The organism is Polaromonas sp. P1_G2, assembly GCF_056405515.1.
In genome coordinates this window covers 1-21,786 of the sequence record NZ_JBFUBY010000157.1, presented here as the reverse complement: position 1 = coordinate 21,786, position 21,786 = coordinate 1, and the positions used below count along the sequence as shown (strand labels likewise).

Sequence of the window (21,786 nt, the reverse complement as noted above, 5' to 3'; positions counted from 1 at the left end):
GGTCTACACCATGGCCGGCCCCAAGCGCATCAGCATCACCTTGCTGCGCGATATCGACTCCAATGAACTGGGCAAAAGCTTCACCACGGCCTTCACTGAAAACGCACCCAAGGCGGAAATGTCCAAGCTCATCCCCGGACTCATCAAGATGGGCCAGCTCTTTGCCGACCAGAAGAAGCTGGTGGCCGGCGAGGGTTTCACCATCGACTGGATTCCCGGAACCGGCACCGTCATCTCGGTCAAAGGCAAACCGCAAGGCGAGCCTTTCAAGGAAGTCGAATTTTTCAATGCCCTGGTGCGTATCTGGCTGGGCCCGCAGCCCGCCGACTGGAAACTCAAGGATGCGATGCTGGGCAAGACGAACTAGGGAGCTGTTCACGGTCTAAGCGGGACCGCGGCTTTCAGCACGATCAMCGGGGCGCAAGCCCCGTTGCCGTTTTTACCGCGTCATTTCTGAAAACGCAGCCCGGCCAGCGAGTCAAGGAAGCCGTCGGCGTCCACCTCACGCACCGGCTCGCCATGGTTGTAGCCATAGGTCACCAGCAGCACCGGGCAACCGGCCGCCCGCGCGGCCCGCGCGTCATTGCTGGAGTCGCCGATCATCAGCGTGCGCGCGGGCGCGCTGCCCAGCGCCTCGCAGGTCTTGAGCAAGGGCAAGGGATCGGGTTTCTTGCGCTCAAACGAGTCGCCGCCAAACACCTCGCTGAAAAAACCGTCCAGGCCTTTGAGCCTGAGCAACTGGCGCGCCATGGCGAACGGTTTGTTCGTCAGGCAGGCCAGCTTGAGCCCGGCTTGCTGCAAGGTGCGCAGCCCTTCCAGCCCACCCGCATACACCGTTGAGTGCAATCCATTGATGGCCGCGTAGTGCCGTTGGTAGCTGGAAAAAGCTTCGGCGTAGCGTGCCGGCAAGTCCGCCGCGGCATGCGCCAGCACCGCCCTGACGAGGTTTTCAGAGCCTTTTCCCACCATGCGCTCCACGGTCGCCGCATCAAGTTGGTGGTGCGCCCGGCCCGGCCGATGCAGGTCGGCCAGCATGGCGTTCACGGCAGCCACGAAGTCTCCCAGCGTGTCCACCAGCGTGCCATCGAGATCCACCATGGCGGCATCAAAATGGGTACGAATCAGAACAGGATTCATGCAAATGGCCTAACCCTGGAGTCGCTCATAAAACCCAGCGAAGCGGTCCTGGTCAGGCGCGTCGCCGCAGACAGTACACCAGTACGGCAAGGCGGCGCAACAACGCCAGGAGGGTTTTTGAGCGGCTCTCAAGAGGCGCTCTGCCTGGCGCGGCGCCTGGCTTCTATCGCGCGGTCCAGGCTGTCGAGCAGGCGTTGCTCATCGAGGGGCTTTTCCAGCCAGCCCGAGATGCCCAGCGCCTGGCTGCCGGCATGCTGGCGCGCCTCCGCGGCGGTGACCGACAGTACCAGCACGGGCAGGCGCGCCGTGCGCTTGTTCGCCCGCAGCTCACGTATCAGTGAGAACCCGTTCTCGTAGGGAAGCCTGACGTCCACCGTCATCGCCGCGTACGATTCCATCTTGAGGTAGTCGCGCGCCTGTTCGGGGGTGTGCGCCATGTCTGCGTCGTAGCCGCCCTTGTCCAGCATCATGCCGATGAGCTTGGCCACGTCGGGGTCGTCTTCGTACACCAGCACGCGCGGGCGCATCACGCCGTCGAGCCCCATGGGCGCCGTGACCGGCGGCGCTTCCCGCCACACCGGCAGCTCGAAAAAGAATGTGGTGCCCACCTGGCTTTCCGTGGTGAAGCCTATGGTGCCGTCCATGCGCTCAATGATGGCTTTGGAAATGCTCAGGCCCAGGCCGGTGCCGCCTTTTTTCCGCGTGTCGGAAGAGTCGGCCTGGGAAAATTTCTGGAAGATGCGCTGGCGGAATTCATCCGGAATACCGGGGCCGTTGTCGATGATTTCCACCCGGGCGCGTCCCGCATCCGTGCGCATCGCCACCTGCACGGCGCTGCCAGGCATTGAAAACTTGATGGCATTGGACAGCAGGTTGGTCACCACCTGGATCAGGCGATCGCTGTCGACGCAGACCTGAACGGGCGCTTCCATCCGGCCCATCACCAGCTTCACGCCGTGCTGCTCCGCGAAACCTTCATTGGCGGCAAGGGCCTGCTCCAGCAGGGGTTCCAGTTCCATCGGCCGCAACTCAAAGCTCATCTTGCCGGACTCGATTTTTTCGCTGTCGAGAATGTCGTTGATGAGCCGGATCAGGCGCTCGCAGTTGCTCTGGGCGATGCCCACCAGGTTTTTGGCCTGCGCCGGCAGCTCGCCCGTCACGCCGCCCCAGACAAGGCCCAGCGAACCGCGTATGGAGGTCAACGGCGTGCGCAGTTCATGGCTGACGGTGGAGACGAACTCGCTCTTCATGCGGTCTATGCGTTTGAGTTCGGTGACGTCGTTGCCCAACGAGGAGAAGCCGATGACCGTGCCCTGCTCGTCTCCCTCGCCGTAGCGCGGAAAATAACTCATGACGTATTCGCGCCGTTCGCCGCCGAGGGGCGCCAGCTCAAATTCGTAGCGCACCGAATAACCGGCCAGCGCCTCCTCGACTTGGCCCTTGACCTGGTCATACAACTGCGGCCCCAGGACTTCCAGCAGGGTCCGATTCTGTATCTGCTCGCGCCCGAGGCCGAAGGCCTCTTCATAGGCCCGGTTGTGGAACTGAAAGCGCTCCTCCCTGTCGACATAGGCGATCAGGGCCGGYACGGCGTCGGTCAGCTCGCGCAGCTGGGCTTCGCTGTCGCGCAGGGCGTCGCTGAGTCACGGCCCGGCTCATGGCCTCGCTGTCGGAAAGCCTGGCCTCGACACGGCGGCGCTTTTCCTGCGAGCGGACAATCATCTGGATGGCCCAGCCGAACACGCTCAGGCACAACAGCCCGCCCAGCAGGATCAGTTGCTTGACGGTCTGGGCGCTTTGCCGCGTTTCCTCTTTCGAACGCTCCAGGGCTTGGGTTTCGGCCGTCTTGATACGCGTCACCAGCGTTTCGATCTCGTCATAAAGCCGGCGGTTGGGCTCGCCGCCGACGATGGCGGCAGCCGCTTCCAGTCCGGTTGTCTGCCGGACGGCGATGGCCTGCTCCATCAGCGCGAAGCGGCGCGTCATGGCGTCCTCCAGCGCGCGCCAGTCCTGGCTGGTGCCGGCGGCCGCATGCACGCGTTGCTGCGCCTGCTGGCTCAGCGCCCGGGCCTGTTGATATGCGGCAAGGTCCGCCGCGGTGCTGGTCAGCAGGTAGCGCCGCTGCGAGGACTCCGCGGCCTTGAACTCCGCGACGACCTGCTCCAGAAGCAGCACGGTTTCACGCGCCTCGGTTTCGCTTTGCGTGCCGCTGATCAGCGAATTGATGGTGAAGTAGGAAGCCGCGATGCTCAGGATGATCAGGATCATCCCGGTGAACAGGGCGACATTGATGGTCGCGCGAAAAGGCGACTTCATGGCGCTTGAGCCGGCAGGCCTGGTTTGCCAGAAAAGCGGCTCATCTCGCCATGCCTGTGCGCTACTGCGAGCCCAGCACGGTGCGGACCGCCTGGATCAGCGATTCGGTCTCCACGGGCTTGGTGATGTAGCCGTCCGCGCCGCTGGCCAGGCCCTTGAGCACCGCCTCGCGGGTCGCCTTCGCCGTGAGCATGATCACCGGGATGTCCTTGAGCTGCGGGTGCGAACGGATGCGCAGCAGGATGTCAAACCCGTCGGCATCGGGCAGCATCACGTCCAGCAGCACCAGGTCCGGGATCGGCGGCTTGCGGAACTCGGCCACCACTTCGGCGCGGGAGCCCGCCACCCGTATGTCGAAACCCTCGAAGGTCAGGTAGTGGCTCAGAAACTTGGCCAGGTGCTCATCGTCGTCCACGACGATGGCCGACAGGCGTTCGCCGGGCGCGCGTTGGCGCGGTTGCTCGCGCTTGCGGGCGATGCGGACGTAGTAATTGGATTTTTTCAGCGTGGCCGCGCAGAAATCGGCCTCGGCGCCGGCCTCGGTCAGCGCCGTGGGGCTCAACTGGAACTGCAAAGAGGCGGCGAACGGGTCCGGCTCGACCTGGGTCACGAGCCCCTTGGCTAACAGCAGCTTCACGGTGTTGTCGAGCGTCGCGCCGATGGGCTCGCCCACGCTCTGGCGGATCTGGGCCATCGACAGGATGCCGTCGAGGCGCACCAGCAGTTCCAGCTCCGAGGGAGAAATCGTGGTGGCGGCGCTGCGCAATTCCTGCTGGCCTTTGGGCGTGACGGCGTAAATATCGTTGTATTGCACTGTGTAGCTCCTCTCTGTGGTAAGGGGCATGACATGCGCCGAGGCGCTGCCTGATTCTAAGGTCCGGGGCCCGCTTGGATGGCGCACGCCCTCAGGAAGAAGATACACCAACTGGGCCGGCCCCGGCATTCACGGTGATTCCGCGGGCGGCGGCGGCAAGGCGGACCGCAGCGCCGCCATCAATTCCCCCAGCGAGGCCTCCATGCGCAGCAGCAGGTCGTCAATGCCGGCGCGCGGCCCCTTGTCATGAAGCGCCTGCTCCAGCGCGCCGGCATCCAGCGGCAATTGCGTGGCGCCAATCTGCGCCGAAACACCGCGCAAGGAATGGCTGAGCAACTCCGCCGCCTTCAGGTCGTCTGCCGCCAGCGCCTCCCGGATGCGTGCCGGCGTGTCCGCGCGGCCGTCCACGAAGCGGCGCAGCATGGAGATGTAAAACCCTTTCATGTTCATCGCCCGGCTCAGCCCCAGGGGCACGTCGAGCCCGGCAATGCTGTCGGGCAGCGCCTCCTCGGCGGAACCTGCCGCATCCGCCGCCTGCACGGCGGCAAGGCGGGCCGCCGGTGTGCCAGCTTCGGCCACCGGAGCCGGCGCGGCGGCGCCCTTCCCGGCCTCGCTGTTCCCAGCCTCCGCAAGCGCCTCCAGGCTGCCCAGCGCCCTGCGCAGCTCAGCGGCGGCGTCCGCGCGCTGTGCGGGCGTGAGGCGTCCCGGATCCAGTTCCAGGCGCAGGCCGGGCCGGTCGCATTGGATCACCCCGACCCCTGCTGGCGCGGCCGCCGGGGTTTTGCGGACCGCATAGACCGTGATCGGTTCGGAAAATCCCTTGGCGATGACCGGCTCGCGCGCCTCGACCTCGATCTCGTCCTGCACCAGGTCGTGGGTATCCCTCGAAATCAGGATGCCGCCGGGCTCCGCGGCCTGCTCCAGCCTGGCGGCCAGGTTTACTTCACGGCCGATGATGGTGTAGTCCATGCGCAGGTTGCTGCCGAAGTTGCCGACGTCGCAGAATCCGGAGTTGATGCCTATGCGTATCTCGAAGGCCTTGGGAATGCCCATGGCCTTCCAGCGCCGCTGCAACTCGACCATGCGTTGCTGCATGGCGACGGCCATCCTGACGCACTGCACCGCGTCCTGGCGCGGGCCCAGGGTGTGGGGGTCGCCGAAGAAAATGACGATGGCGTCGCCGATGAACTTGTCCAGGGTTGCGCCGTATTCGGCGGCGATCTGGGACATTTCCTCAAAGTAACTATTGAGCAAAAAGGTAACTTCTTCGGGCTGCCACTGCGCCGTGGACGCCGTGAAGTTCTTGATGTCCGAAAAAAACACCGTCAGCCGCTTGCGTTGGGTCTGGATCTCGGCCTGGCGGGAGCCGTCAAACAGCGACTGGTAGACCTGCGGCGCGAGGTAGCGCGACAGCTGCTCGGACAGGGTCTTCAGGCGCTTGGCATTGGCGCTGCGCTCCAGGTGCAACCTCACGCGCGCCAGCAGCACGGGCGGACTGATGGGTTTGGTGATGTAGTCGGTGGCGCCCAGGTCCAGCCCGAACTGCTCTTCCTCCACGCTGCTGAGCGCCGTGAGAAAGATGACGGGAATGTCGGCCGTGCGCGGATCGCGCGCCAGCCGCCGCATGACCTCGTAACCGTCCATGCCGGGCATCATCACGTCCAGCAGGATGATTTCGGGGCGCCTGTCGGACAGCGCCACCTGCAGGCCCTCTTCACCCGACTCGCAGGCCTCCACCTCATAACCGTCCCGCAACAGGGCCACGAGGAAAAACCGGACGTCCGCCGTGTCGTCCACCACCAGGATGCGGGAGCGGCGCGCGGGGCCCCGCCCGGCTTGCTCGCTTACGGCTTCAGTCATGCGGCTCCTCCATGGGTGGCGAGGCCGGCATCCGGCCCGGCCGGTTACCGGGGTTGGCGCGCGCGGGTCCGCATCGGCGCGCGCCGGCCTATTTCACCAGTTCCGCCCGCATGGCGTCAATCACCGCCTTGTAATCGGGTTTTCCGAAGATGGCGCTGCCGGCCACAAAGGTGTCGGCGCCCGCGGCGGCCACGCGCGCGATGTTGTCGGTCTTGATGCCGCCGTCGACTTCGAGGCGGATGTCCTTGCCCGAGGCATCGATGCGCTTGCGCGCCTGCTCGATCTTGCGCAGCGCGGAGTCGATGAAGCTTTGCCCGCCGAAGCCGGGGTTGACGCTCATGATGAGAATCAGGTCGATGTCCTCGATCACCCAGTCCAGCACGTCCAGCGGCGTGGCCGGGTTGAACACCAGCCCGGCCTTGCAGCCCTTGGACTTGATGGCCTGCACGCTGCGGTGCACATGGCCGGAGGCTTCCGGGTGGAAACTGACCAGGTCGGCGCCCGCGTCGGCAAAGGCCGCGGCCAGCGCGTCGACGGGCTGCACCATCAGGTGCACGTCCACCGGCACCGGCGTGCCGTCGGCTTTTTTGGCGTGCGGCTTGAGCGCCTGGCAGATCATGGGCCCGAACGTCAGGTTGGGCACATAGTGGTTGTCCATCACGTCGAAGTGGATCCAGTCGGCGCCGCCGGCGATGACGGCCTTGATCTCGTCGCCCAGTCGGGCGAAATCGGCGGACAGGATGGAGGGGGCGATGCGGTAGGTGGGCGGCTGGTTTTTAGGCATGTCAGGATTGTCGCAGCAAGCCGCGGCCCGCGCCGGGCCTCGACGGCGCAGGCTGTTTCGCCCGGCCAACAGCCGCGGCAGGCGGTTAACATGGTCATCAATACAGCCATGCCCAAATACCAATTTTCCTGCGAAGCCGTGCCCCAGTACCTGCCCGAACAGTCGGCGCCGGAAGACCACGTCTACGGTTTTTCCTATACCGTCACGGTCACCAACACCGGCGAGGTCACGGCCCAGCTGATCTCGCGCCACTGGGTCATCAGCGATGCCAACGGCCACAACGAAGAGGTCAAGGGCCTGGGCGTGGTCGGCCACCAGCCGCTGCTCAAGCCCGGCGAATCCTTCCAGTACACCAGCGGGTCGCGCCTGCGCACATCCAGCGGCACCATGCACGGCAGCTATTTTTGCGTGGCCGAAGACGGCGAGCGTTTCGAGGCGCCGATTCCCATGTTCGTGCTGGAGGCGCACAGCGGCAGCCGTGTCCTGCATTGAGTCCACGGCCCTGACTGCCCGATGAAAGACCTGGTCTCCCTGCTCAAGGCGCTGGATCCGGACGCCGGACTGGCCCAGCGCCATGTCTGGCTGATCAAGCTCTTCGAATGGATACGCGGCGACGAAACCTCCGTGGCCGCCGCAGTCGCGCGGGTCCAGGCCCTCATGGATGCCGTCGAGCGGCAGCCCGAGATCCAGGCCCGCATGCGGGCCTGGTGGCAGACGCTGATCCAGACGGTCGACATCACCACCTTGCTGGCCGATTTCGGCTTCGCGCCGCGCACGGCTTTTGTCAGCGAACTGGCCGAGCGCATGCGCCGCAAACTGCTGCCCGGCACGCCAGAAACCGTCGACGCCTCCGAGCTGTTTCCCCTGGTGGCGCCCACGCGCTTCGACGCGCAATGGATGGGCGCGCTCGAAGAGCCGCAGGTCGCCCGGCTGGCCCTGATGCTATCGGCCAGCCCCGACATGGACACGCTGCATTGGCACTACAGCCTGATGGACGCGCTGACCTATTGCACGGCGCAGATACGCGCCACGGGCTTCGCGCCCGAGCTGCGCCTGCGCATGAACCGCGCCACGCCGCACGCGCGCGCCTTCCATGCGCTGCCGGCCGACATCGACGGGTTGCGCAACGCCTTCTTCAAGCCCGAACGCGACGAGGCGCAGCTGCAGGCCGCGATCGCGCAATACCGCGAAAGGCTGGACGCCTGCCGACAGGCCGTCAACAGCATCTACACGCACCTGGAGGACAACGGCATCTCGGTCGGCATGGTGTTTCGGCTGCGCCAGCTGCGCGAGCGCATGCTGCGCGTGCGCGAACTGCTGGACAGCCTGGTCTCGCCCAAGCCCGCCATGGCGGCCGTCAAGCTGCTGGGGCGCCGGGTCATCACCGCGCAAGAGGGCAAAAGCATCAGCGCGCTGATCAGCGCCAACTCCACGCTGCTGTCGGCCAAGGTGGCCGAGCGCAGCGCGGAAACCGGCGAAACCTACATCACCCGCACGCGCGGCGAATACCGCGAAATGCTGGGCAAGGCCATGGGCGGTGGCGCCATCACGGCCTTTACCACGCTGCTCAAGTTCATGATCGTGGCGGTGGGCCTTTCGGCCTTCTGGAGCGGCTTCTGGTCCGCCATCATGTATTCCGCCAGCTTCATCCTGATCCAGCTGCTGCATTTCACGCTGGCCACCAAACAGCCGGCCATGACGGCGCCGGCCATGGCGGCCAAGCTCAAGGACCTCGGCGCGGCCGATGCGAGCAGCACCATCGCGGCCTTTGTCGACGAAGTCACGCACCTGGTGCGTTCGCAGGTGGCCGCGGTCTTCGGCAACGTCTTCATGGTGGTGCCGGCTGTGCTGCTGGTCAACACGCTGGTCATGCTGCTGCTGGGCCGGCCCATGATCAGCCACACCGAGGCCGAGCATGTGCTGGGCACGCTGACGCTGCTGGGCCCCACGTTGATGTGGGCGGGTTTTACCGGCGGCATCTTGTTCGCGGCCAGCATGATCGCGGGCTGGACCGAAAACTGGTTTGTGCTGCATCGCCTGGACTCCGCCATGCGCCACAACCCGCGCATCACCGCGTTCCTCGGTAGCGAGCGCGCGGCGCGCTGGTCCGCCTTTATGCGCGACCACATCTCCGGCTTCGCCTCCAACATCGCGCTGGGCTTCATGCTGGGGCTGATCCCGGCCTTCACCGGCTTCTTCGGCGTGGAGCTTGAAGCGCGCCACGTCACGCTGTCGACCGGCCAGCTGGCCGCGGCCGGCGCCTCGCTGGGCCTGGAAGCGTTCAAGCACCTGACCATCTGGTGGTGCATCGCGGCCATTCCGCTGATAGGCGCGCTGAACCTCGGCGTGAGTTTTTACCTCGCGTTCCGCCTGGCCCTGCAGGCGCACAACGTGAGCAACGTCGACCGTGCGCGTATCCGCGCCGCCATCTGGGCGCGATGGCGCAGCCACCCCCGCAGCTTCTTCATGCCTGAGTAACTGGCTCCCCCCTGTCCAGGCTCACTGCGTGTAGCCTGTTCTCCCCTCGAGGGGACGGCGCCTAGGGCCGGCAAAGCCGGACCCGCGGCCCCCACTGGCGTGGAACTGGGCGCGGTGACTGAAGCAGGGGGCGCCATTTCCGATGTTGTCCTACATGCCTGGCAACAGCACGCCTGTAAATTAATGCAACAAGTTTTCCTCGCGCAAACCCACCGGGCCTCACGCCACCAGGCTGGCCGACCAACGTGCAACATGCCGCCCTCAAGGGCCTGTCTGCAAAAGTTCCCATCAGAGTGGAGACCCCTTCCTCATGAACGAAATCCTGGCCATCTGGGCTGAATGGATCAAGCCTTCGGCGGGCTTGCCGACCGTGCAGTGGTCCGTGCTGCTCGCGCTGGCTGCCGCCACGGGCCATCTCCTGAACCGCTATACCGGACTACCAAAGGTGGTCGGCTATTCGCTGGTTGGCGGCTTTGCCGGCCTGGCCGGTTTCAGCGGCGCGGCCTGGCCGCTCCAGGGCACCGGGCTCTTCCTGTTGGAACTGGGCGTTGCCGTGGTGCTGTTCGAAGCCGGCGGGCGCATTCCGCTGCGCTGGTTTCGCCACAACCCCATGGTGCTGGTGCAAAGCCTGGCCGAAGCGTCCTTGACCTTCATCCTGGTGTACTGGGCCCTGCACGCGATGAGCGTGCGCGAGGCCGTGGCAGAACCGCTGGCCCTGCTGGCCATGGCCGCCTCGCCCGCCGTGCTGTCGCGCGTGGCCATAGACACTCGCGCCGCCGGCCCCGTCACCGAGCGCGCGCTGGTGCTGTCCACGCTGGGCACGCTGTATGCGCTGACGCTGTGCAGCGCACGCGCCGGCATGATGCACCGGCCCGACTCTGGCGTAGCCGGCGTGCTCAGCACGCTGTACCCGGTGCTGGTGGTACTGGGCCTTTCCGTGGTGGTGGGCGCGGCGTTGGCCCTGATGCTGCGCACCGCGCTGCGCGTGATGAGCCCCACCAGCGAGAACACCGCCATCCTGCTGCTGGCCCTGATCGCCGCGGGCGCCGCGCTGGCCGCCCACTTCGGCGGCTCGGCGCCGCTGGCGGCGTTGCTGGGCGGCATGCTGCTCAAGCAACTCAATCCGCGCCCCTGGTCGTGGCCGCGGCAAATGGGAACGGCCTCGTCCATGCTGACCATGCTGATGTTCGTGCTGGTCTCGGTGGTGGCGGCGCAGGCCGACTGGAGCGGTCCGGTGGCCGGCCTGGTCATTGCCATGGTCGTCGCGCGCATGGTGGCCAAGATCGCTGGTGTCGCTCTCGGCAACGTCGGCAGCGGCGCCAGCTGGAAGCAGGCCCTGTGGGTGGGCTGCGCGATGTCGCCGATGTCYTCGGTCGCGCTGCTGCTGGTGTCGCAGTTCGCCACGGCCTCGGGCGCTTTGGGCCGCCAGATCGCCAGTGTTGCCCTGCCCGCCATCCTGCTGATGGAGGTGCTGGGCGCGGTGCTGGCCACCTTGGCCATTTACCGCGCCGGCGAAAGTTCCAAACCCTGGGCGCCGCTCACGCGCGGCCCCGCATCCGGACCCGTCCATGAGCCTTGAACCTTTTCACAAATCGGCCGCACTGTCGCTGGGCGTGGAGCTTGAGCTGCAGCTGGTGAACACACACGACTACGACCTGGCGCCCTACGCCGAGGACATGCTGCGCCTGATGTCCAAAATCCCGCTGCCAGGCGCCGTGGTGCCCGAGATGACCTCCAGCATGATCGAGATCTCGACCGGCGTGTGCCGCAACGCGTCGGAGGTGCTGGGCCAGCTCTCGCAGATCCGTGACGCGCTGGTCAAGAGCGCCGACAAGCTCAACATTGCCGTGGTCGGCGGCGGCACCCATCCCTTCCAGCAGTGGCATGAGCGCCGCATTTACGACAAGCCGCGCTTTCGCGAGTTGTCCGAACTCTACGGCTATCTTTCCAAGCAGTTCACGATTTTCGGCCAGCACGTGCACGTGGGCTGCCCCGACGCCGACAGCGCGCTGCTGACGCTGCACCGCATGTCGCGCTACATTCCGCACTTCATCGCGCTGTCCGCCTCCTCGCCCTATGTGCAGGGCCAGGACACGGCCTTCGATTCGGCCCGGCTCAACTCGGTGTTCGCCTTTCCGCTGTCGGGCCGTGCGCCCTTTGCGCTGACCTGGGACGATTTCACCGTCTATTTCGACAAGATGACGCGCACCGGCGTGGTCAAGAGCATGAAGGATTTCTACTGGGACATTCGGCCCAAGCCGGAATTCGGCACCATCGAAATCCGGGTGTTCGACACACCGCTCACGGTGGAGCGCGCCACCGCGCTGGCCGGCTTCGTGCAGTCGCTGGCTTCCTGGTTCATGCACGAACAGCCCTTCATGCCCACCGAGGACGACTACCTGGTCTACACCTACAACCGTTTCCAGGCCTGCCGCTTCGGCCTGGACGCGGTCTATGTGGACCCAGCCACCGGCGGCCACATGCCGCTGCGCGAGCACATCCTGCAGACCATGGGGCAAATCGAGCGCCATGCCACCGGTATGGGCGCGGGCGCTTCGCTGCACCTGCTGCGCAACAGCGTGGAGTGTATGCTCTGCGCCATGGGTGAATTTGACCTGATCGCACGCTATTTCACGCGCCCCGCCGCGCGCGCCTCGCTGGGCGTGGGCGACGACTGCGCGCTGCTGCAGCCGGCGCCCGGCACGCAAATGGCCATCTCCAGCGACATGCTGGTCGAGGGCCGCCACTTCTTCGCGGACGTGGATCCTTTCACGCTGGGCCACAAGGCGTTGGCCGTCAACCTGAGCGACCTGGCCGCCTGCGGCGCCAAACCCCTGGCCTTCACGCTGGCCCTCGCCCTGCCGCGGGTCGACGAAGCCTGGCTGGCCGCGTTTTCGCAAGGCCTGCTGACGCTGGCCGACGCGCACGGCTGTGAACTGGTGGGCGGCGACACCACACAAGGGCCGCTCAATATCTGCATCACCGTGTTCGGCGAAGTGCCCGTGCTGAACGGAAAGAGCCAGGCGCTGCTGCGTTCGGGCGCCAAACCCGGTGACGACGTTTATGTCAGCGGTACGCTGGGCGATGCCCGGCTGGCGCTGGAGGCGTTGCGCGGCGCCGTGACCTTGCCGTCCGGCATGCTGGCCCAGGCCAGGCAACGACTGGAGCAGCCCACACCGCGCCTTGCATTGGGCCAGGCGCTGCGCGGTATTGCCTCGGCGGCCATCGACGTGAGCGACGGTTTGCTCGGCGACCTTCGCCACATCCTGCGTGCATCAAAAACAGGCGCCACGCTTGAAACAGCGCTCGTGATCAATCTGGTCGCTGCTTCTTCACGTTCCGATTGGGCCACGGCCGGAATTGATGCTGAAAAACAGATGGCGTTCGCGCTGGCGGGCGGCGACGACTACGAGCTCGCCTTCACCGCCCCGGCCTCGGCACGTGAGGCCGTGCAGGCCGCGGCCCGCCAGGCTCAAACACCCGTCAGCCGGATCGGCCGGATCGACGCGGATCCCGGCCTGCGGCTGCTTGACGCGGCCGGCGCGCCGCTGGAGCGGCGCTACGCCTCCTTCGATCACTTTGCCTGAAGGCGCACTGCGGCGTCTACGTGCCCGCGACGCGCCAAGCCGTGCGCAAGGCGGCCGACCCAGCGCCTCGCCGCCGACCAGAATGCAGCCGGCGCCAGTGCGCGCAAATGCCGGGCTTCGGCCATGGCGGCAGCGGTCAGGCGGTTTTCTTCGGTGGGGGTATAGAGCAAGTTCATTAGCGTATCCTTTCGGGGAGGTGTGGCCCCTTTTTTCTCTACTGGGGCTACAGGGCTACTGTGCGCAAAACAGCCACCGGCGAAAACCACCCGCGCCGCAAATCCGTCTTGCACCAGACGCAAAACAGAAAACCCCGGCCCTGGGTAATATGGCCGACATGCGGAACCTGAACTTTGACGACATGCACTTGTTCACGCGCGTGGCCGAGCTGGGCAGCTTCTCGGCCGTGGCCCGTGCGCGGGATGTGCCTGTCAGCCAGGTGTCGCGCGCCATCGCCCGCATCGAGAAAACCTGCAATGCTCGGCTGGTGCAGCGCAGCACGCACGCGCTGACCCTGACGCCCGAGGGCGAAACCTTCCTCGGCTATTGCCGGCGCATGACACAGACGCTGGACGACCTCGAAGGCGAGTTCGCCAGCCAGAGCGGCGAGGCCAGCGGCTGGGTGCGGGTGGCGGCCAGCACTGTCATGGCCGAATACCTGCTGGTGCCCAGCCTCGAAGGACTTCACCAGCGCCATCCGCATGTTCGCGTGGAACTGAAAGTGGACGACCGCCTGGTGGACATGGTGCGCGACGGTGTCGACATCGCGATCCGCAGCGGCATGCATGCCAACGAAACCTCGGTGATGCGCCAGATAGGCACGCATGGTCGGCGGCTGTACGCCACACCTGCTTACCTGGAGGCCCACGGTACGCCGGAGCACCCCGACGACCTGGGACGGCACCGCCTGATCAGCAATAGCGCCGCGACCTCACTCAACCGCTGGCCCTTCATCATCGACGGCCAGCCCGTGGTGATCACGGCAGACGGCTGCTGGCGCGCCGACTCCACCGGCACGACCAGCCAGCTGGCCCTGCAGGGCCTGGGCATTGCGCGCTTTGCCATGCTGGCGGCCGAGCCGCTGGTGCGGCGCGGCCTGCTGGTGCCGGTGCTGCCGGGCTTTGTCGACGAGCAGCCCGTGCCCATCCATGCCGTGACGCTGGGCGGGCGCCACCGGTTACCGAAAATCCGCGCCTGCATCGACTATTGGGCCGAGTGGTTCAGCCGCGAAAGAGACCTGGTGAGCGGCCCGCCCGCCGGTTGACCGATGCGCTTATCTGGCCTCGATCAGCGCGCGAATATCCAGCAGGGTCAGCTCATTCGCATCGGGCTTGCCGATCTCGCGGCCGGATGAATACGGAAAGTTGTTGTCATTCACCAGCACGATGTGTGTGGCATCGACCACCGCAAGCCCTTCAGGGCCCAGGTGCGGCAATGCAAAGACCGCTTCGTTGGGCCCCAGTTTGGCCAGGCGCTTCGGGTTGGCGATGCGGGTCAGGTCGACGTAGGCGACCTTGCGCACAAAGCCGTCCGCATCGGCGGCGGCCAGGTCAATCTTGTAGACACGCTTGAAACGCGCGGGCCGCGTGAAGCAATCGGTGCGCGCTTCATTGGGGCATTCCGGCGCGATGCCTTCCGTGTTGTCGTCGCGCTCGATCACCAGGCCTGTGGTGGCGTCCAGCAACTGAAAGTCGGCGGCCACATTGCCCACTTCTTCGAGCAGGTATTTCCACTGCTTGCCGGTGTAGCTCCGCGTGGCGACATCCAGCTCGTTGATGCGCACATAGGTTTTGTCGCCGGCTTTTTCGACGCTCTTGGCGGCAGCGTCGAACAACGGGCCCTCGAACATCGGATAGAGCTTGCTGCCGTCGGGCGATTTGGCCATGGACTCAAAGCCGTTGGAGCGCCGCACCTCGAACAAGGCCTCGCCGGGGAGATTCGGCAGCCGCCCCTGCATATAGTGGTCTGGCGAGGCGTGCAGCTTGCCGCTGATGACCGTCTCGATCACGCCCAGAACCCGTCCCTGGAAGTCGGTGCGCAGCACATACGGGCCGAACTCCTCGCCTATCCACCATTCATTGCCCACCACCTGCAGGGATTCGGGGTCGAAGTCGATGCCGGTGAGATAACGGCGCGCGGTGTTTTCGTTCTGGATATGAAAGGGCACGCGCTTGTCCGGGTCGCTCAGAAAGGTCGTGCCTCGGCGCAGAACCTGGCCCTTGCTCCAGTCGACCGACAGCCGGTGCACCATCAGCAGCGCATCCTGCGAATTGATCTTATTGCCGAAGCCGTTGTCGGTCAGCGCCAGGAACTCGCCCTTGCCCAGCGACACAATGCCCGAAAAACCCTGGACCGACTGGCCCTTCATCGGCAGCGTGCCGCCGGAAGCGCGCGGATATTTGGGGTCGCCGACAAAGGTGTTGGTGCTTTCGCTGCCGAGCTGCTCATTGCGCTGGCGCCTGGCATTGGCGAATTTTCCCGTCGTGGCGAAAAAGGCGCCGGCATCGCGCGGCGCAGCCACCGAGGCGTCGGCAGCCAGGGCCGCATGGCCGGCCAGCGTGGCCTCCACCGCCGGTGCGGTTTGCGCGCGGCCGCCGCCGGCCGCCAGGCACAGCGCGCAGGCGGCGGCCAGGGTCAATGCGTTCATCTTGCTCAAAACCTGCTTGTGTTTGCTCATCCCGAAATCCCTCTTGCTGGTGAATCGCTGGACTGTGCAGGCAGCGTGTGAAACCGCTGTGACAAAATCAGCCACAACCCCGGGCATCGCCGCCCGGCAACCCCCACCATGACCGACACCACGCCGCCGCCCGCCTTCCGGCCCACCGCGAAATTTCTGCTGGCGCATCCCGCGCACTTCATCGCCCTGGGCTTTGGCGCCGGCCTGAGCCCGGTCGCGCCCGGCACGGCCGGCACGCTGTGGGCCTGGCTGGCCTTCCTGGTGCTGCAGCAGTGGCTCACGCCGGCMGAAATGGGCTGGCTGATCGCCGCCTCCACCCTGGTGGGATGGTGGGCCTGCACCGTGGCGGCAAAGGCCATGAACGTCCTGGACCCGGGCAGCATCGTCTGGGACGAGGTGGTGGCCTTCTGGCTGGTGCTGTGGCTGGTGATGCCCGCCGACTTCTGGTCGCAGCTGGCCGCGTTTGTGCTGTTCCGCTTTTTTGACGCCGTGAAACCCGGTCCCGTGGCCTGGGCCGACCAGGCCTTCAAGGGCTTTAACTGGCGCGGCGGTTTCGGCATCCTGTTTGACGATTTTGTGGCGGCCTTTTGCGCGCTGCTGGTGATCGCCCTCTGGAGGTTCTGGTGAACGGCGTACCCGAACTGGCCGGACAACTCGCCGCCCTGCTGCAGGCCCAGGGGCGGATGCTGGCCACCGCCGAAAGCTGTACCGGCGGCATGATCTCCGCCGCCTGCACCGACCTGGCCGGCTCCAGCAGCTGGTTTGAGCGCGGCTTCGTCACTTATTCCAACGAGGCAAAAACGGAACTGCTGGGCGTCCCGGCCCCGCTGATCGCCAGGCGCGGCGCGGTCAGCGAGGAAGTGGCGCGCGCCATGGCCTCCGGCGCGCTGGAGCGTTCACGCGCCCAGGTGGCCGTGGCCGTCACGGGCGTAGCCGGCCCGACGGGCGGTAGCGCGGCCAAGCCCGTGGGTACGGTATGGTTTGCCTTTGCGCTGCCGGGGCGGCTGGTGTCGGAAGTCCGGCGTTTTGACGGCGACCGGGCCGCGGTGCGTAGCGCCACGGTGCGGCATGCGATGCAGCGGCTGCTGGAGCTGCTGGAAGAACCGGGCAAACCGGGAGAAGCCGGCTGACGCGTGAGCGACGCCTGCACGGCACCGGGCGCTATAGAGTTCGCGGACCCGTCCATCACCCGAGATCCCGACAATCCCGACCAGGAGACAGCATGCACCCCAACCAGATCACCCTCGAACACTTCTACGCGTCCTTCGCCCGCCTCGACTCCGATGCCATGGCCGCCTGCTATGCGCCCGACGCGCAGTTCGACGACGAGGCCTTTTCGCTGCGCGGCCACAAAGAGGTCACCGGCATGTGGCACATGCTCTGCGACGTGACCAAGGCCAAGGGCACCGACGTCTGGAAACTCAGCTGGAGCGGCATTGAAGCCGATGCGCGCAGCGGCAAGTCGCACTGGGAGGCCGACTACCGTTTCAGCACCACCGGGCGCATGGTGCACAACGTGATCGACGGCGAGTTCGAATTCAATGAACAGGGGCTCATCAGCCGCCACCGCGACCACTTTGATTTCTGGGCCTGGTCGCGCCAGGCGCTGGGCGCGCCCGGCCTGCTGCTGGGCTGGACGCCCTTTCTGCGCGCGAAGGTGCGGGCAGGGGCGGCGGCAAATCTGCAAAAATACCTGTCCCAACGCAAGACTTAACCCCGACGGGAGTTGCCCATGACCTGGTTTGACGGTTTTGAATCGCGCAGTTTTGAGGTCAACGGCGCCTCCATCAATGCGCGGGTCTCTAAAACCACGCTGGGCGAGCCGCTGCGACCAGCACTGCTGCTGTTGCACGGATTTCCGCAATCGCACGTCATGTGGCACCGCGTGGCCCAGCGCCTGGCCGGCGACTATTTCCTGGTCATGCCCGACCTGCGCGGTTACGGCGACTCCTCCAAGACAGCGGGCCTGCCCGACCACAGCAACTACAGCAAGCGCAACATGGCGCACGACATGACAGGCGTGATGGACGCGCTGGGCGTCAACCGTTTTTTCCTGTGCGGCCACGACCGCGGCGGGCGTGTGGCACACCGGCTGGCGCTGGACCACGCCGCGCGCGTGCTCAAGCTGTGCGTCATCGACATCGCGCCCACGCTGGACATGTATGAGGGCCGCAGCATGACCGAGCCCTACATGGCCTTTGCCCGCGCCTACTACCACTGGTTCCACATGCTGCAGCCGGCGCCGTTGCCGGAGATCATGATGGGTGCCAACCACCCCGAAACCGCCAAAGCCTATTTGCACGCCAAGCTGGGCGGCTGGGGCAGCGCGGGCATGAACTACATCGAGCCTCGGGCGCTGGCTGAATACGAGCGCAGCTTTTGCAACGCCGAGGCGCTGCACGCCGCTTGCGAGGACTACCGCGCCAGCGCCGGCATAGACCTGGAGCACGACCGCGACGGGCGCGCGCACGGCCTGAAGCTGGCCTGCGATCTGCTGGTGCTCTGGGGCGAGCGCGGCGTGGTGCACCGCATGTTCGACCCGCTGGCGCTGTGGCAGGCCCAGTGCAGCGGCGAAGTCACCGGCCAGGGTATGCCGGCCGGCCATTTCATTCCCGAAGAGCAGCCCGAGGCGACGGCCCGGGCGCTGCAGGATTTCTTCAACTGATTCACTCCGGACTTTCAGACCATGTCGCACTACGCCGCAGAAACCTTGTGGGAACGCAAGGACGCCGACTTCCTGGACAACCGCTACAGCCGCCGCCACCTGCTGCGCTTTGACGGCGGGCTGGAGGTGCCGGGTTCGTCCTCGCCGTCCGTCGTGCCGCTGCCCATGTCCGACGCGTCGGCGCTGGACCCGGAAGAAGCGTTTGTGTCTTCGCTGTCGAGCTGCCACATGCTGTGGTTCCTGACCATGGCCGTCAAGCGCAAGTTCCGCGTGGACCGCTACTTCGATGCGGCGACCGGCGTGATGGAAAAGAACGCCGAAGGCAAGGTCGCCATGACCATCGTGACCCTGCACCCCGAGGTGACGTTCTCCGGTGAGCGCCAGCCCAGCCGCGAGGAACTGGACAAGCTGCACCATGACGCGCACGAGGCCTGCTTCATCGCCAACTCGGTGAAGACCGAGGTGCGCTGCGAGCCGGTATACGCAGGCGCCTGAGCGGAAGCGCCGCCCCTACTTCAGCCAGCCGCGCTTCCTGAAGTACCACATGGGCACCACGGCGCTCGCCACCATCAGCAGGATGGCGTAGGGATAGCCCAGCGACCAGTCGAGCTCGGGCATGAGCTTGAAGTTCATGCCGTAGACGCTGGCGATCAGCGTGGGCGGCAACAGCGCAACGCTGGCCACCGAGAAGATCTTGATGATCTTGTTCTGGTTGATGTTGATGAAACCGACCGTGGCGTCCATCAGGAAGTTGATCTTGTCGAACAGGAAGGCGGTGTGCGAGTCCAGCGAATCGATGTCGCGCAGGATCTGCCGCGCTTCCTCGAACTGCTCGGCGTTGAGCATCTTGCTGCGCATCATGAAACTGACGGCGCGGCGCGTGTCCATCATGTTGCGGCGTATGCGGCCGTTCAAGTCCTCGTGGCGGGCGATGGCGCCCAGCACCTCACCGGCCAGCGCGTCGGTCACGTCGCCCGACAGCACCTGGGCGCTGACTTTTTCGAGCTCGACGTAAATGCCCTCGAGCGTGTCGGCCGAATATTCGGCGTCGGCGTCGAACAGCTTGAGCAGCACTTCCTTGGCATCCTCGATCAGACCGGGCGCGCGGCGCGCGCGCATGCGCAGCAATCGGAACACCGGCACGTCCTCGTCGTGGATGGAAAACAGCACGCCCTTGCTCTTGAGGTCGTCGTTGACGAGGTTCAGGATGAAGGCCACGCGAACGGTGCGCGGCTCGGCGTCGTCGGCGATCAGGAAGTCGGAGCGTATGTGCAGCTCGCCGTTGTCTTCCTCGTAAAAACGCGCGGACTCCTCAATGTCCTCGTCCATCGCGTCTTCGGGAATGGACAGGCCGTAGTACTGCTTGATCCAGCGTTTTTCTTCGAGGGTGGGGGACTCCAGGTCCACCCAGATCGGCTGGAACTTGGAGAGTTCTTCCAGGGATTCGATTTCTTCCTGGAAAAGCCGGCCGTTGGCGAGCGTGAAAATATTGAGCATGGCTGACTGCCTATCGGTTCAAGGGCCCGCGCAAGGCATGCGCTCGGGGCCTTGCGCGAAAGCGGGGTAAAGGGGCGGTGGGATGGTGCATCGCTTTCAACCCCCTTTGAACGTGAGCTTTTGCAAGCCAGCGTCAGTCTGCGGTGTTGAAAGCTAGCGACTAGGGCTGCTTTCCAAGGATTTCTCCGTAATTGAACAGCGGCGATTATGGCATTTCAAGCCCGGCTTATCCATCGCAAGAGCTACATAAAAAAGGCCAGCAATTCGTCCTTGCGGGCATATGCGTCGTGCTCACCCAGCGCCATCAGCGCCTTTACAAAGCCAGGCTCGAACAGCAGATAACTGGCCAGCGCGGCGCCACCGGGACTGCCCTTGGCGCCCAGCGCGCCCAGGCCCGCGAGGGCGTTGTAGGTGCCTGTGGGCAACTCGGCCGCATGGGCCTGCGCCAGCGCGTCCAGCGACTGCGAAGGCGCGATCGCGAGAATGTCCACCGGGCGGTAGGGCATGACGGCCGCGATTTCACGCGGCATCTGGCGCACGGTTTTGCTCACGCGCTGGGCCTGCTCCACGTCGGCCTGCAGCGTGTCCTGGAAAACGCTGGCCATGGCATGGCCGGCGATGGCGCCCAGCGTGGGCCGGCCGGTGACGCTGGCGCCGTTGCCGCCGCCGACAAAACCGGCCCGCTCGGGCTGGCCGACGCCTATCACCAGCACCTTGCCGGCGCCCAGGTGCAGCGCGGGCGAGAGCGGAGAGCTCTGGCGCATGGAACCGTCGCCGAAAAATTCGGGGTGGCCGTCCACCCACAGCGGCGTGGATGGAAACAGGAAGGGAATGGCGCTGGAGGCCATCAGGTGCTCGATGGTGATGGGCTGGAATTCGGCACGGCGGCCGGGCCGGCTCCACAGGTCGGACTGGCGGCCCGCCGCCATCTGGCAAAACGTCCAGTGCACGCCGCTGCTGTAGCTGGAGGCGGTGACGGCCACGGCGCGCAAGGTCCTGTCCTGCAGGGCCTGCTCGATGCGGCCCAGCGAAATCACGCGGTGCAGCGTGTCCACCAGCGGCGTGTTGTCCAGCAGGGCCTGCTGCGCCCGCATCTGCTGCGACAAAAACAGCGCCGCCGCGATGCGGCTGGAGCGTATCCACGCCGGCACCTTGAGCTTGTAAACCTGCGAGGAACGCAGCGTGGTCCAGAAACTCGCGAGTTGGGAAAAGGCCTGCAGGCCTTCGCCGGCGCGGCTGGCCAGGAAGGCGGCATTGAGCGCGCCGGCCGACGTGCCAACCAGGATGCTGAACGGAAAACGTTCGCCGGCCCCGCCGCCCTGCAGGCTCAGCATGGTCGACAGCGCATGCAGAACCCCCGCCTGGTAGGCGGTGCGCGCGCCGCCGCCCATCAGCACCAGGGCGTTGCGGTCCTCGTCAGGCCGGGTCAATGCGGAGGAAATAATGGTCTCAAGCGACATGGCCGGGCCGGGTCTGCGGCGAATGGGATAGGAACGGGCGGTGCATGGTCGTGAAGAGGCTGGTTGTTATGGTTTTTCCTGCTGCCCGCGGACAGGCCCGCTCCGTCCTTGCCCGGGGCTTGTCCCGGCACGGATAGACACGCGTCAATGGTGTCCGCATGATGCCGTCCGCACGGATTTCCCGCAAGCCCGGCACCCGTTCGCGCGCCGCACCGACCGCGAAAAAATCAGTGAAATCAAGTGCTTGCCGCGCCCGCGCGGATGGCTCGCCGACGCGGCACTGGGCTGCGAAATGCAGGGTCAAGGGGTTTTTCACAAGGTTTCATTATTTATTGCAAGCCCGGTTGCAATTGGGGGCCTTCGGGCGCATAGTAAATCCAAGAGCGTTGTCCCCGTCTGCCGCCCTTCCCTCACGGGCCGGGTGGTGTTTTCAAACCCCAGCTCCAACCCTGGAAAAGGAGTCTCTTTATGAACTTGACGATCAGCGGTCACCATCTTGAAGTCACCCCCGCGC

23 protein-coding genes and 1 pseudogene are annotated in these 21,786 nt (G+C 65.7%); 12 read left to right on the top strand and 12 right to left on the bottom strand.

What is annotated here, in order from left to right; translation table 11 throughout:
* Window positions 1–367 (top strand): chalcone isomerase family protein (locus AC1D0P_RS16190; protein WP_477677681.1); only part of this gene is annotated, 367 nt, incomplete at its 5' end.
* 80 nt (window positions 368–447) lie between these two features.
* Here the strand turns inward: AC1D0P_RS16190 and gph are convergent.
* From gph to rpe, 6 genes are all read right to left on the bottom strand, one after another.
* Complete coding sequence (gene gph, locus AC1D0P_RS16185; RefSeq protein WP_477677680.1) at window positions 448–1,137, bottom strand: phosphoglycolate phosphatase; 690 nt, start codon at window positions 1,135–1,137, stop codon at window positions 448–450.
* 128 nt (window positions 1,138–1,265) lie between these two features.
* The gene (locus tag AC1D0P_RS16180; RefSeq protein ID WP_477677684.1) at window positions 1,266–2,714 is read right to left on the bottom strand and encodes an ATP-binding protein; all 1,449 of its coding nucleotides are present in this window, start codon (window positions 2,712–2,714) and stop codon (window positions 1,266–1,268) included.
* A complete protein-coding gene (locus AC1D0P_RS16175; RefSeq protein WP_477677679.1) occupies window positions 2,662–3,453 on the bottom strand; it encodes a CHASE3 domain-containing protein in 792 nt (263 codons plus the stop codon). The genes AC1D0P_RS16180 and AC1D0P_RS16175 overlap by 53 nt, the downstream gene beginning before the upstream one ends.
* A 61-nt stretch (window positions 3,454–3,514) precedes the next feature.
* On the bottom strand, window positions 3,515–4,267 hold the full coding sequence (locus AC1D0P_RS16170; protein ID WP_477677678.1) for a response regulator: 753 nt from the start codon (window positions 4,265–4,267) through the stop codon (window positions 3,515–3,517).
* A 129-nt stretch (window positions 4,268–4,396) separates the two neighbouring features.
* On the bottom strand, window positions 4,397–6,127 hold the full coding sequence (locus AC1D0P_RS16165; protein ID WP_477677677.1) for an adenylate/guanylate cyclase domain-containing protein: 1,731 nt from the start codon (window positions 6,125–6,127) through the stop codon (window positions 4,397–4,399).
* 88 nt (window positions 6,128–6,215) lie between these two features.
* The gene (rpe, locus tag AC1D0P_RS16160) at window positions 6,216–6,911 is read right to left on the bottom strand and encodes a ribulose-phosphate 3-epimerase (RefSeq protein ID WP_477677676.1); all 696 of its coding nucleotides are present in this window, start codon (window positions 6,909–6,911) and stop codon (window positions 6,216–6,218) included.
* Window positions 6,912–7,019: 108 nt separating this feature from the next.
* Here rpe and apaG point away from each other — a divergent pair, with 108 nt between their 5' ends.
* From apaG to thiL, 5 genes and pseudogenes are all read left to right on the top strand, one after another.
* A complete protein-coding gene (gene apaG, locus AC1D0P_RS16155) occupies window positions 7,020–7,403 on the top strand; it encodes a Co2+/Mg2+ efflux protein ApaG (protein ID WP_477677683.1) in 384 nt (127 codons plus the stop codon).
* A gap of 21 nt (window positions 7,404–7,424) precedes the next feature.
* Window positions 7,425–9,389 (top strand): site-specific recombinase, encoded by a 1,965-nt coding sequence (locus tag AC1D0P_RS16150; RefSeq protein ID WP_477677675.1) that lies wholly within the window; start codon window positions 7,425–7,427, stop codon window positions 9,387–9,389.
* A gap of 310 nt (window positions 9,390–9,699) precedes the next feature.
* Window positions 9,700–10,968 carry a cation:proton antiporter gene (locus AC1D0P_RS16145; protein WP_477677674.1) on the top strand — a complete coding sequence of 423 codons (1,269 nt, stop codon included), beginning with the start codon at window positions 9,700–9,702 and terminating at the stop codon, window positions 10,966–10,968.
* Window positions 10,958–11,974, top strand: a pseudogene (locus tag AC1D0P_RS16140) (YbdK family carboxylate-amine ligase); the annotation flags it as partial. The gene AC1D0P_RS16145 and the pseudogene AC1D0P_RS16140, both read left to right, overlap by 11 nt.
* Window positions 11,975–11,989: 15 nt before the next feature.
* Entirely contained in the window at window positions 11,990–12,976 is a 987-nt protein-coding gene (gene thiL / locus AC1D0P_RS16135) for a thiamine-phosphate kinase (protein WP_477677682.1), read from the top strand.
* Here the strand turns inward: thiL and AC1D0P_RS16130 are convergent.
* Complete coding sequence (locus AC1D0P_RS16130; RefSeq protein WP_477677673.1) at window positions 12,964–13,152, bottom strand: hypothetical protein; 189 nt, start codon at window positions 13,150–13,152, stop codon at window positions 12,964–12,966. The two genes, thiL and AC1D0P_RS16130, sit on opposite strands and share 13 nt — an antisense overlap.
* A 158-nt stretch (window positions 13,153–13,310) precedes the next feature.
* On the opposite strand from AC1D0P_RS16130, the gene AC1D0P_RS16125 reads away from it, so the two are divergent.
* Window positions 13,311–14,237, top strand: a complete 927-nt coding sequence (locus AC1D0P_RS16125) for a LysR family transcriptional regulator (protein ID WP_477677672.1) — start codon at window positions 13,311–13,313, stop codon at window positions 14,235–14,237.
* Window positions 14,238–14,246: 9 nt separating this feature from the next.
* On the opposite strand, the gene AC1D0P_RS16120 is transcribed toward AC1D0P_RS16125, so the two are convergent.
* The gene (locus tag AC1D0P_RS16120) at window positions 14,247–15,650 is read right to left on the bottom strand and encodes an esterase-like activity of phytase family protein (protein WP_477677671.1); all 1,404 of its coding nucleotides are present in this window, start codon (window positions 15,648–15,650) and stop codon (window positions 14,247–14,249) included.
* Between the two features lie 108 nt (window positions 15,651–15,758).
* Here AC1D0P_RS16120 and AC1D0P_RS16115 point away from each other — a divergent pair, with 108 nt between their 5' ends.
* From AC1D0P_RS16115 to AC1D0P_RS16095, 5 genes are all read left to right on the top strand, one after another.
* The gene (locus AC1D0P_RS16115; RefSeq protein ID WP_477677670.1) at window positions 15,759–16,277 is read left to right on the top strand and encodes a phosphatidylglycerophosphatase A family protein; all 519 of its coding nucleotides are present in this window, start codon (window positions 15,759–15,761) and stop codon (window positions 16,275–16,277) included.
* Entirely contained in the window at window positions 16,274–16,780 is a 507-nt protein-coding gene (locus AC1D0P_RS16110; RefSeq protein ID WP_477677669.1) for a CinA family protein, read from the top strand. The genes AC1D0P_RS16115 and AC1D0P_RS16110 overlap by 4 nt, the downstream gene beginning before the upstream one ends.
* A gap of 92 nt (window positions 16,781–16,872) precedes the next feature.
* On the top strand, window positions 16,873–17,364 hold the full coding sequence (locus AC1D0P_RS16105) for a nuclear transport factor 2 family protein (RefSeq protein WP_477677668.1): 492 nt from the start codon (window positions 16,873–16,875) through the stop codon (window positions 17,362–17,364).
* A gap of 18 nt (window positions 17,365–17,382) precedes the next feature.
* Window positions 17,383–18,315: an alpha/beta fold hydrolase gene (locus AC1D0P_RS16100; protein WP_477677667.1), complete on the top strand. Its 933-nt coding sequence runs from the start codon at window positions 17,383–17,385 to the stop codon at window positions 18,313–18,315.
* Window positions 18,316–18,336: 21 nt separating this feature from the next.
* On the top strand, window positions 18,337–18,810 hold the full coding sequence (locus AC1D0P_RS16095; RefSeq protein ID WP_477656098.1) for an OsmC family protein: 474 nt from the start codon (window positions 18,337–18,339) through the stop codon (window positions 18,808–18,810).
* Window positions 18,811–18,825: 15 nt separating this feature from the next.
* Here AC1D0P_RS16095 and corA read toward each other — a convergent pair whose 3' ends face one another.
* From corA to AC1D0P_RS16075, 4 genes are all read right to left on the bottom strand, one after another.
* A complete protein-coding gene (gene corA / locus AC1D0P_RS16090) occupies window positions 18,826–19,812 on the bottom strand; it encodes a magnesium/cobalt transporter CorA (protein WP_436155921.1) in 987 nt (328 codons plus the stop codon).
* Between the two features lie 242 nt (window positions 19,813–20,054).
* The gene (locus AC1D0P_RS16085) at window positions 20,055–21,272 is read right to left on the bottom strand and encodes a patatin-like phospholipase family protein (protein ID WP_477677666.1); all 1,218 of its coding nucleotides are present in this window, start codon (window positions 21,270–21,272) and stop codon (window positions 20,055–20,057) included.
* Window positions 21,262–21,576: a hypothetical protein gene (locus tag AC1D0P_RS16080; RefSeq protein ID WP_477677665.1), complete on the bottom strand. Its 315-nt coding sequence runs from the start codon at window positions 21,574–21,576 to the stop codon at window positions 21,262–21,264. The genes AC1D0P_RS16085 and AC1D0P_RS16080 overlap by 11 nt, the downstream gene beginning before the upstream one ends.
* 8 nt (window positions 21,577–21,584) lie before the next feature.
* A partial coding sequence (locus AC1D0P_RS16075; protein WP_477677664.1) for a hypothetical protein occupies window positions 21,585–21,786 on the bottom strand: 202 nt, incomplete at its 5' end.

What these genes read in the sequence shown, in the direction of transcription:
- AC1D0P_RS16165 (WP_477677677.1), bottom strand. Translation starts at nt 6,127, where the DNA reads ATGACTGAAGCCGTAAGCGAGCAAGCCGGGCGGGGCCCCGCGCGCCGC.
- rpe (WP_477677676.1), bottom strand. Translation starts at nt 6,911, where the DNA reads ATGCCTAAAAACCAGCCGCCCACCTACCGCATCGCCCCCTCCATCCTG.
- AC1D0P_RS16085 (WP_477677666.1), bottom strand. Translation starts at nt 21,272, where the DNA reads ATGTCGCTTGAGACCATTATTTCCTCCGCATTGACCCGGCCTGACGAG.
- AC1D0P_RS16120 (WP_477677671.1), bottom strand. Translation starts at nt 15,650, where the DNA reads ATGAGCAAACACAAGCAGGTTTTGAGCAAGATGAACGCATTGACCCTG.
- thiL (WP_477677682.1), top strand. Translation starts at nt 11,990, where the DNA reads ATGGGTGAATTTGACCTGATCGCACGCTATTTCACGCGCCCCGCCGCG.
- AC1D0P_RS16125 (WP_477677672.1), top strand. Translation starts at nt 13,311, where the DNA reads ATGCGGAACCTGAACTTTGACGACATGCACTTGTTCACGCGCGTGGCC.
- corA (WP_436155921.1), bottom strand. Translation starts at nt 19,812, where the DNA reads ATGCTCAATATTTTCACGCTCGCCAACGGCCGGCTTTTCCAGGAAGAA.
- AC1D0P_RS16105 (WP_477677668.1), top strand. Translation starts at nt 16,873, where the DNA reads ATGCACCCCAACCAGATCACCCTCGAACACTTCTACGCGTCCTTCGCC.
- AC1D0P_RS16095 (WP_477656098.1), top strand. Translation starts at nt 18,337, where the DNA reads ATGTCGCACTACGCCGCAGAAACCTTGTGGGAACGCAAGGACGCCGAC.
- apaG (WP_477677683.1), top strand. Translation starts at nt 7,020, where the DNA reads ATGCCCAAATACCAATTTTCCTGCGAAGCCGTGCCCCAGTACCTGCCC.
- AC1D0P_RS16150 (WP_477677675.1), top strand. Translation starts at nt 7,425, where the DNA reads ATGAAAGACCTGGTCTCCCTGCTCAAGGCGCTGGATCCGGACGCCGGA.
- gph (WP_477677680.1), bottom strand. Translation starts at nt 1,137, where the DNA reads ATGAATCCTGTTCTGATTCGTACCCATTTTGATGCCGCCATGGTGGAT.
- AC1D0P_RS16100 (WP_477677667.1), top strand. Translation starts at nt 17,383, where the DNA reads ATGACCTGGTTTGACGGTTTTGAATCGCGCAGTTTTGAGGTCAACGGC.
- AC1D0P_RS16130 (WP_477677673.1), bottom strand. Translation starts at nt 13,152, where the DNA reads ATGAACTTGCTCTATACCCCCACCGAAGAAAACCGCCTGACCGCTGCC.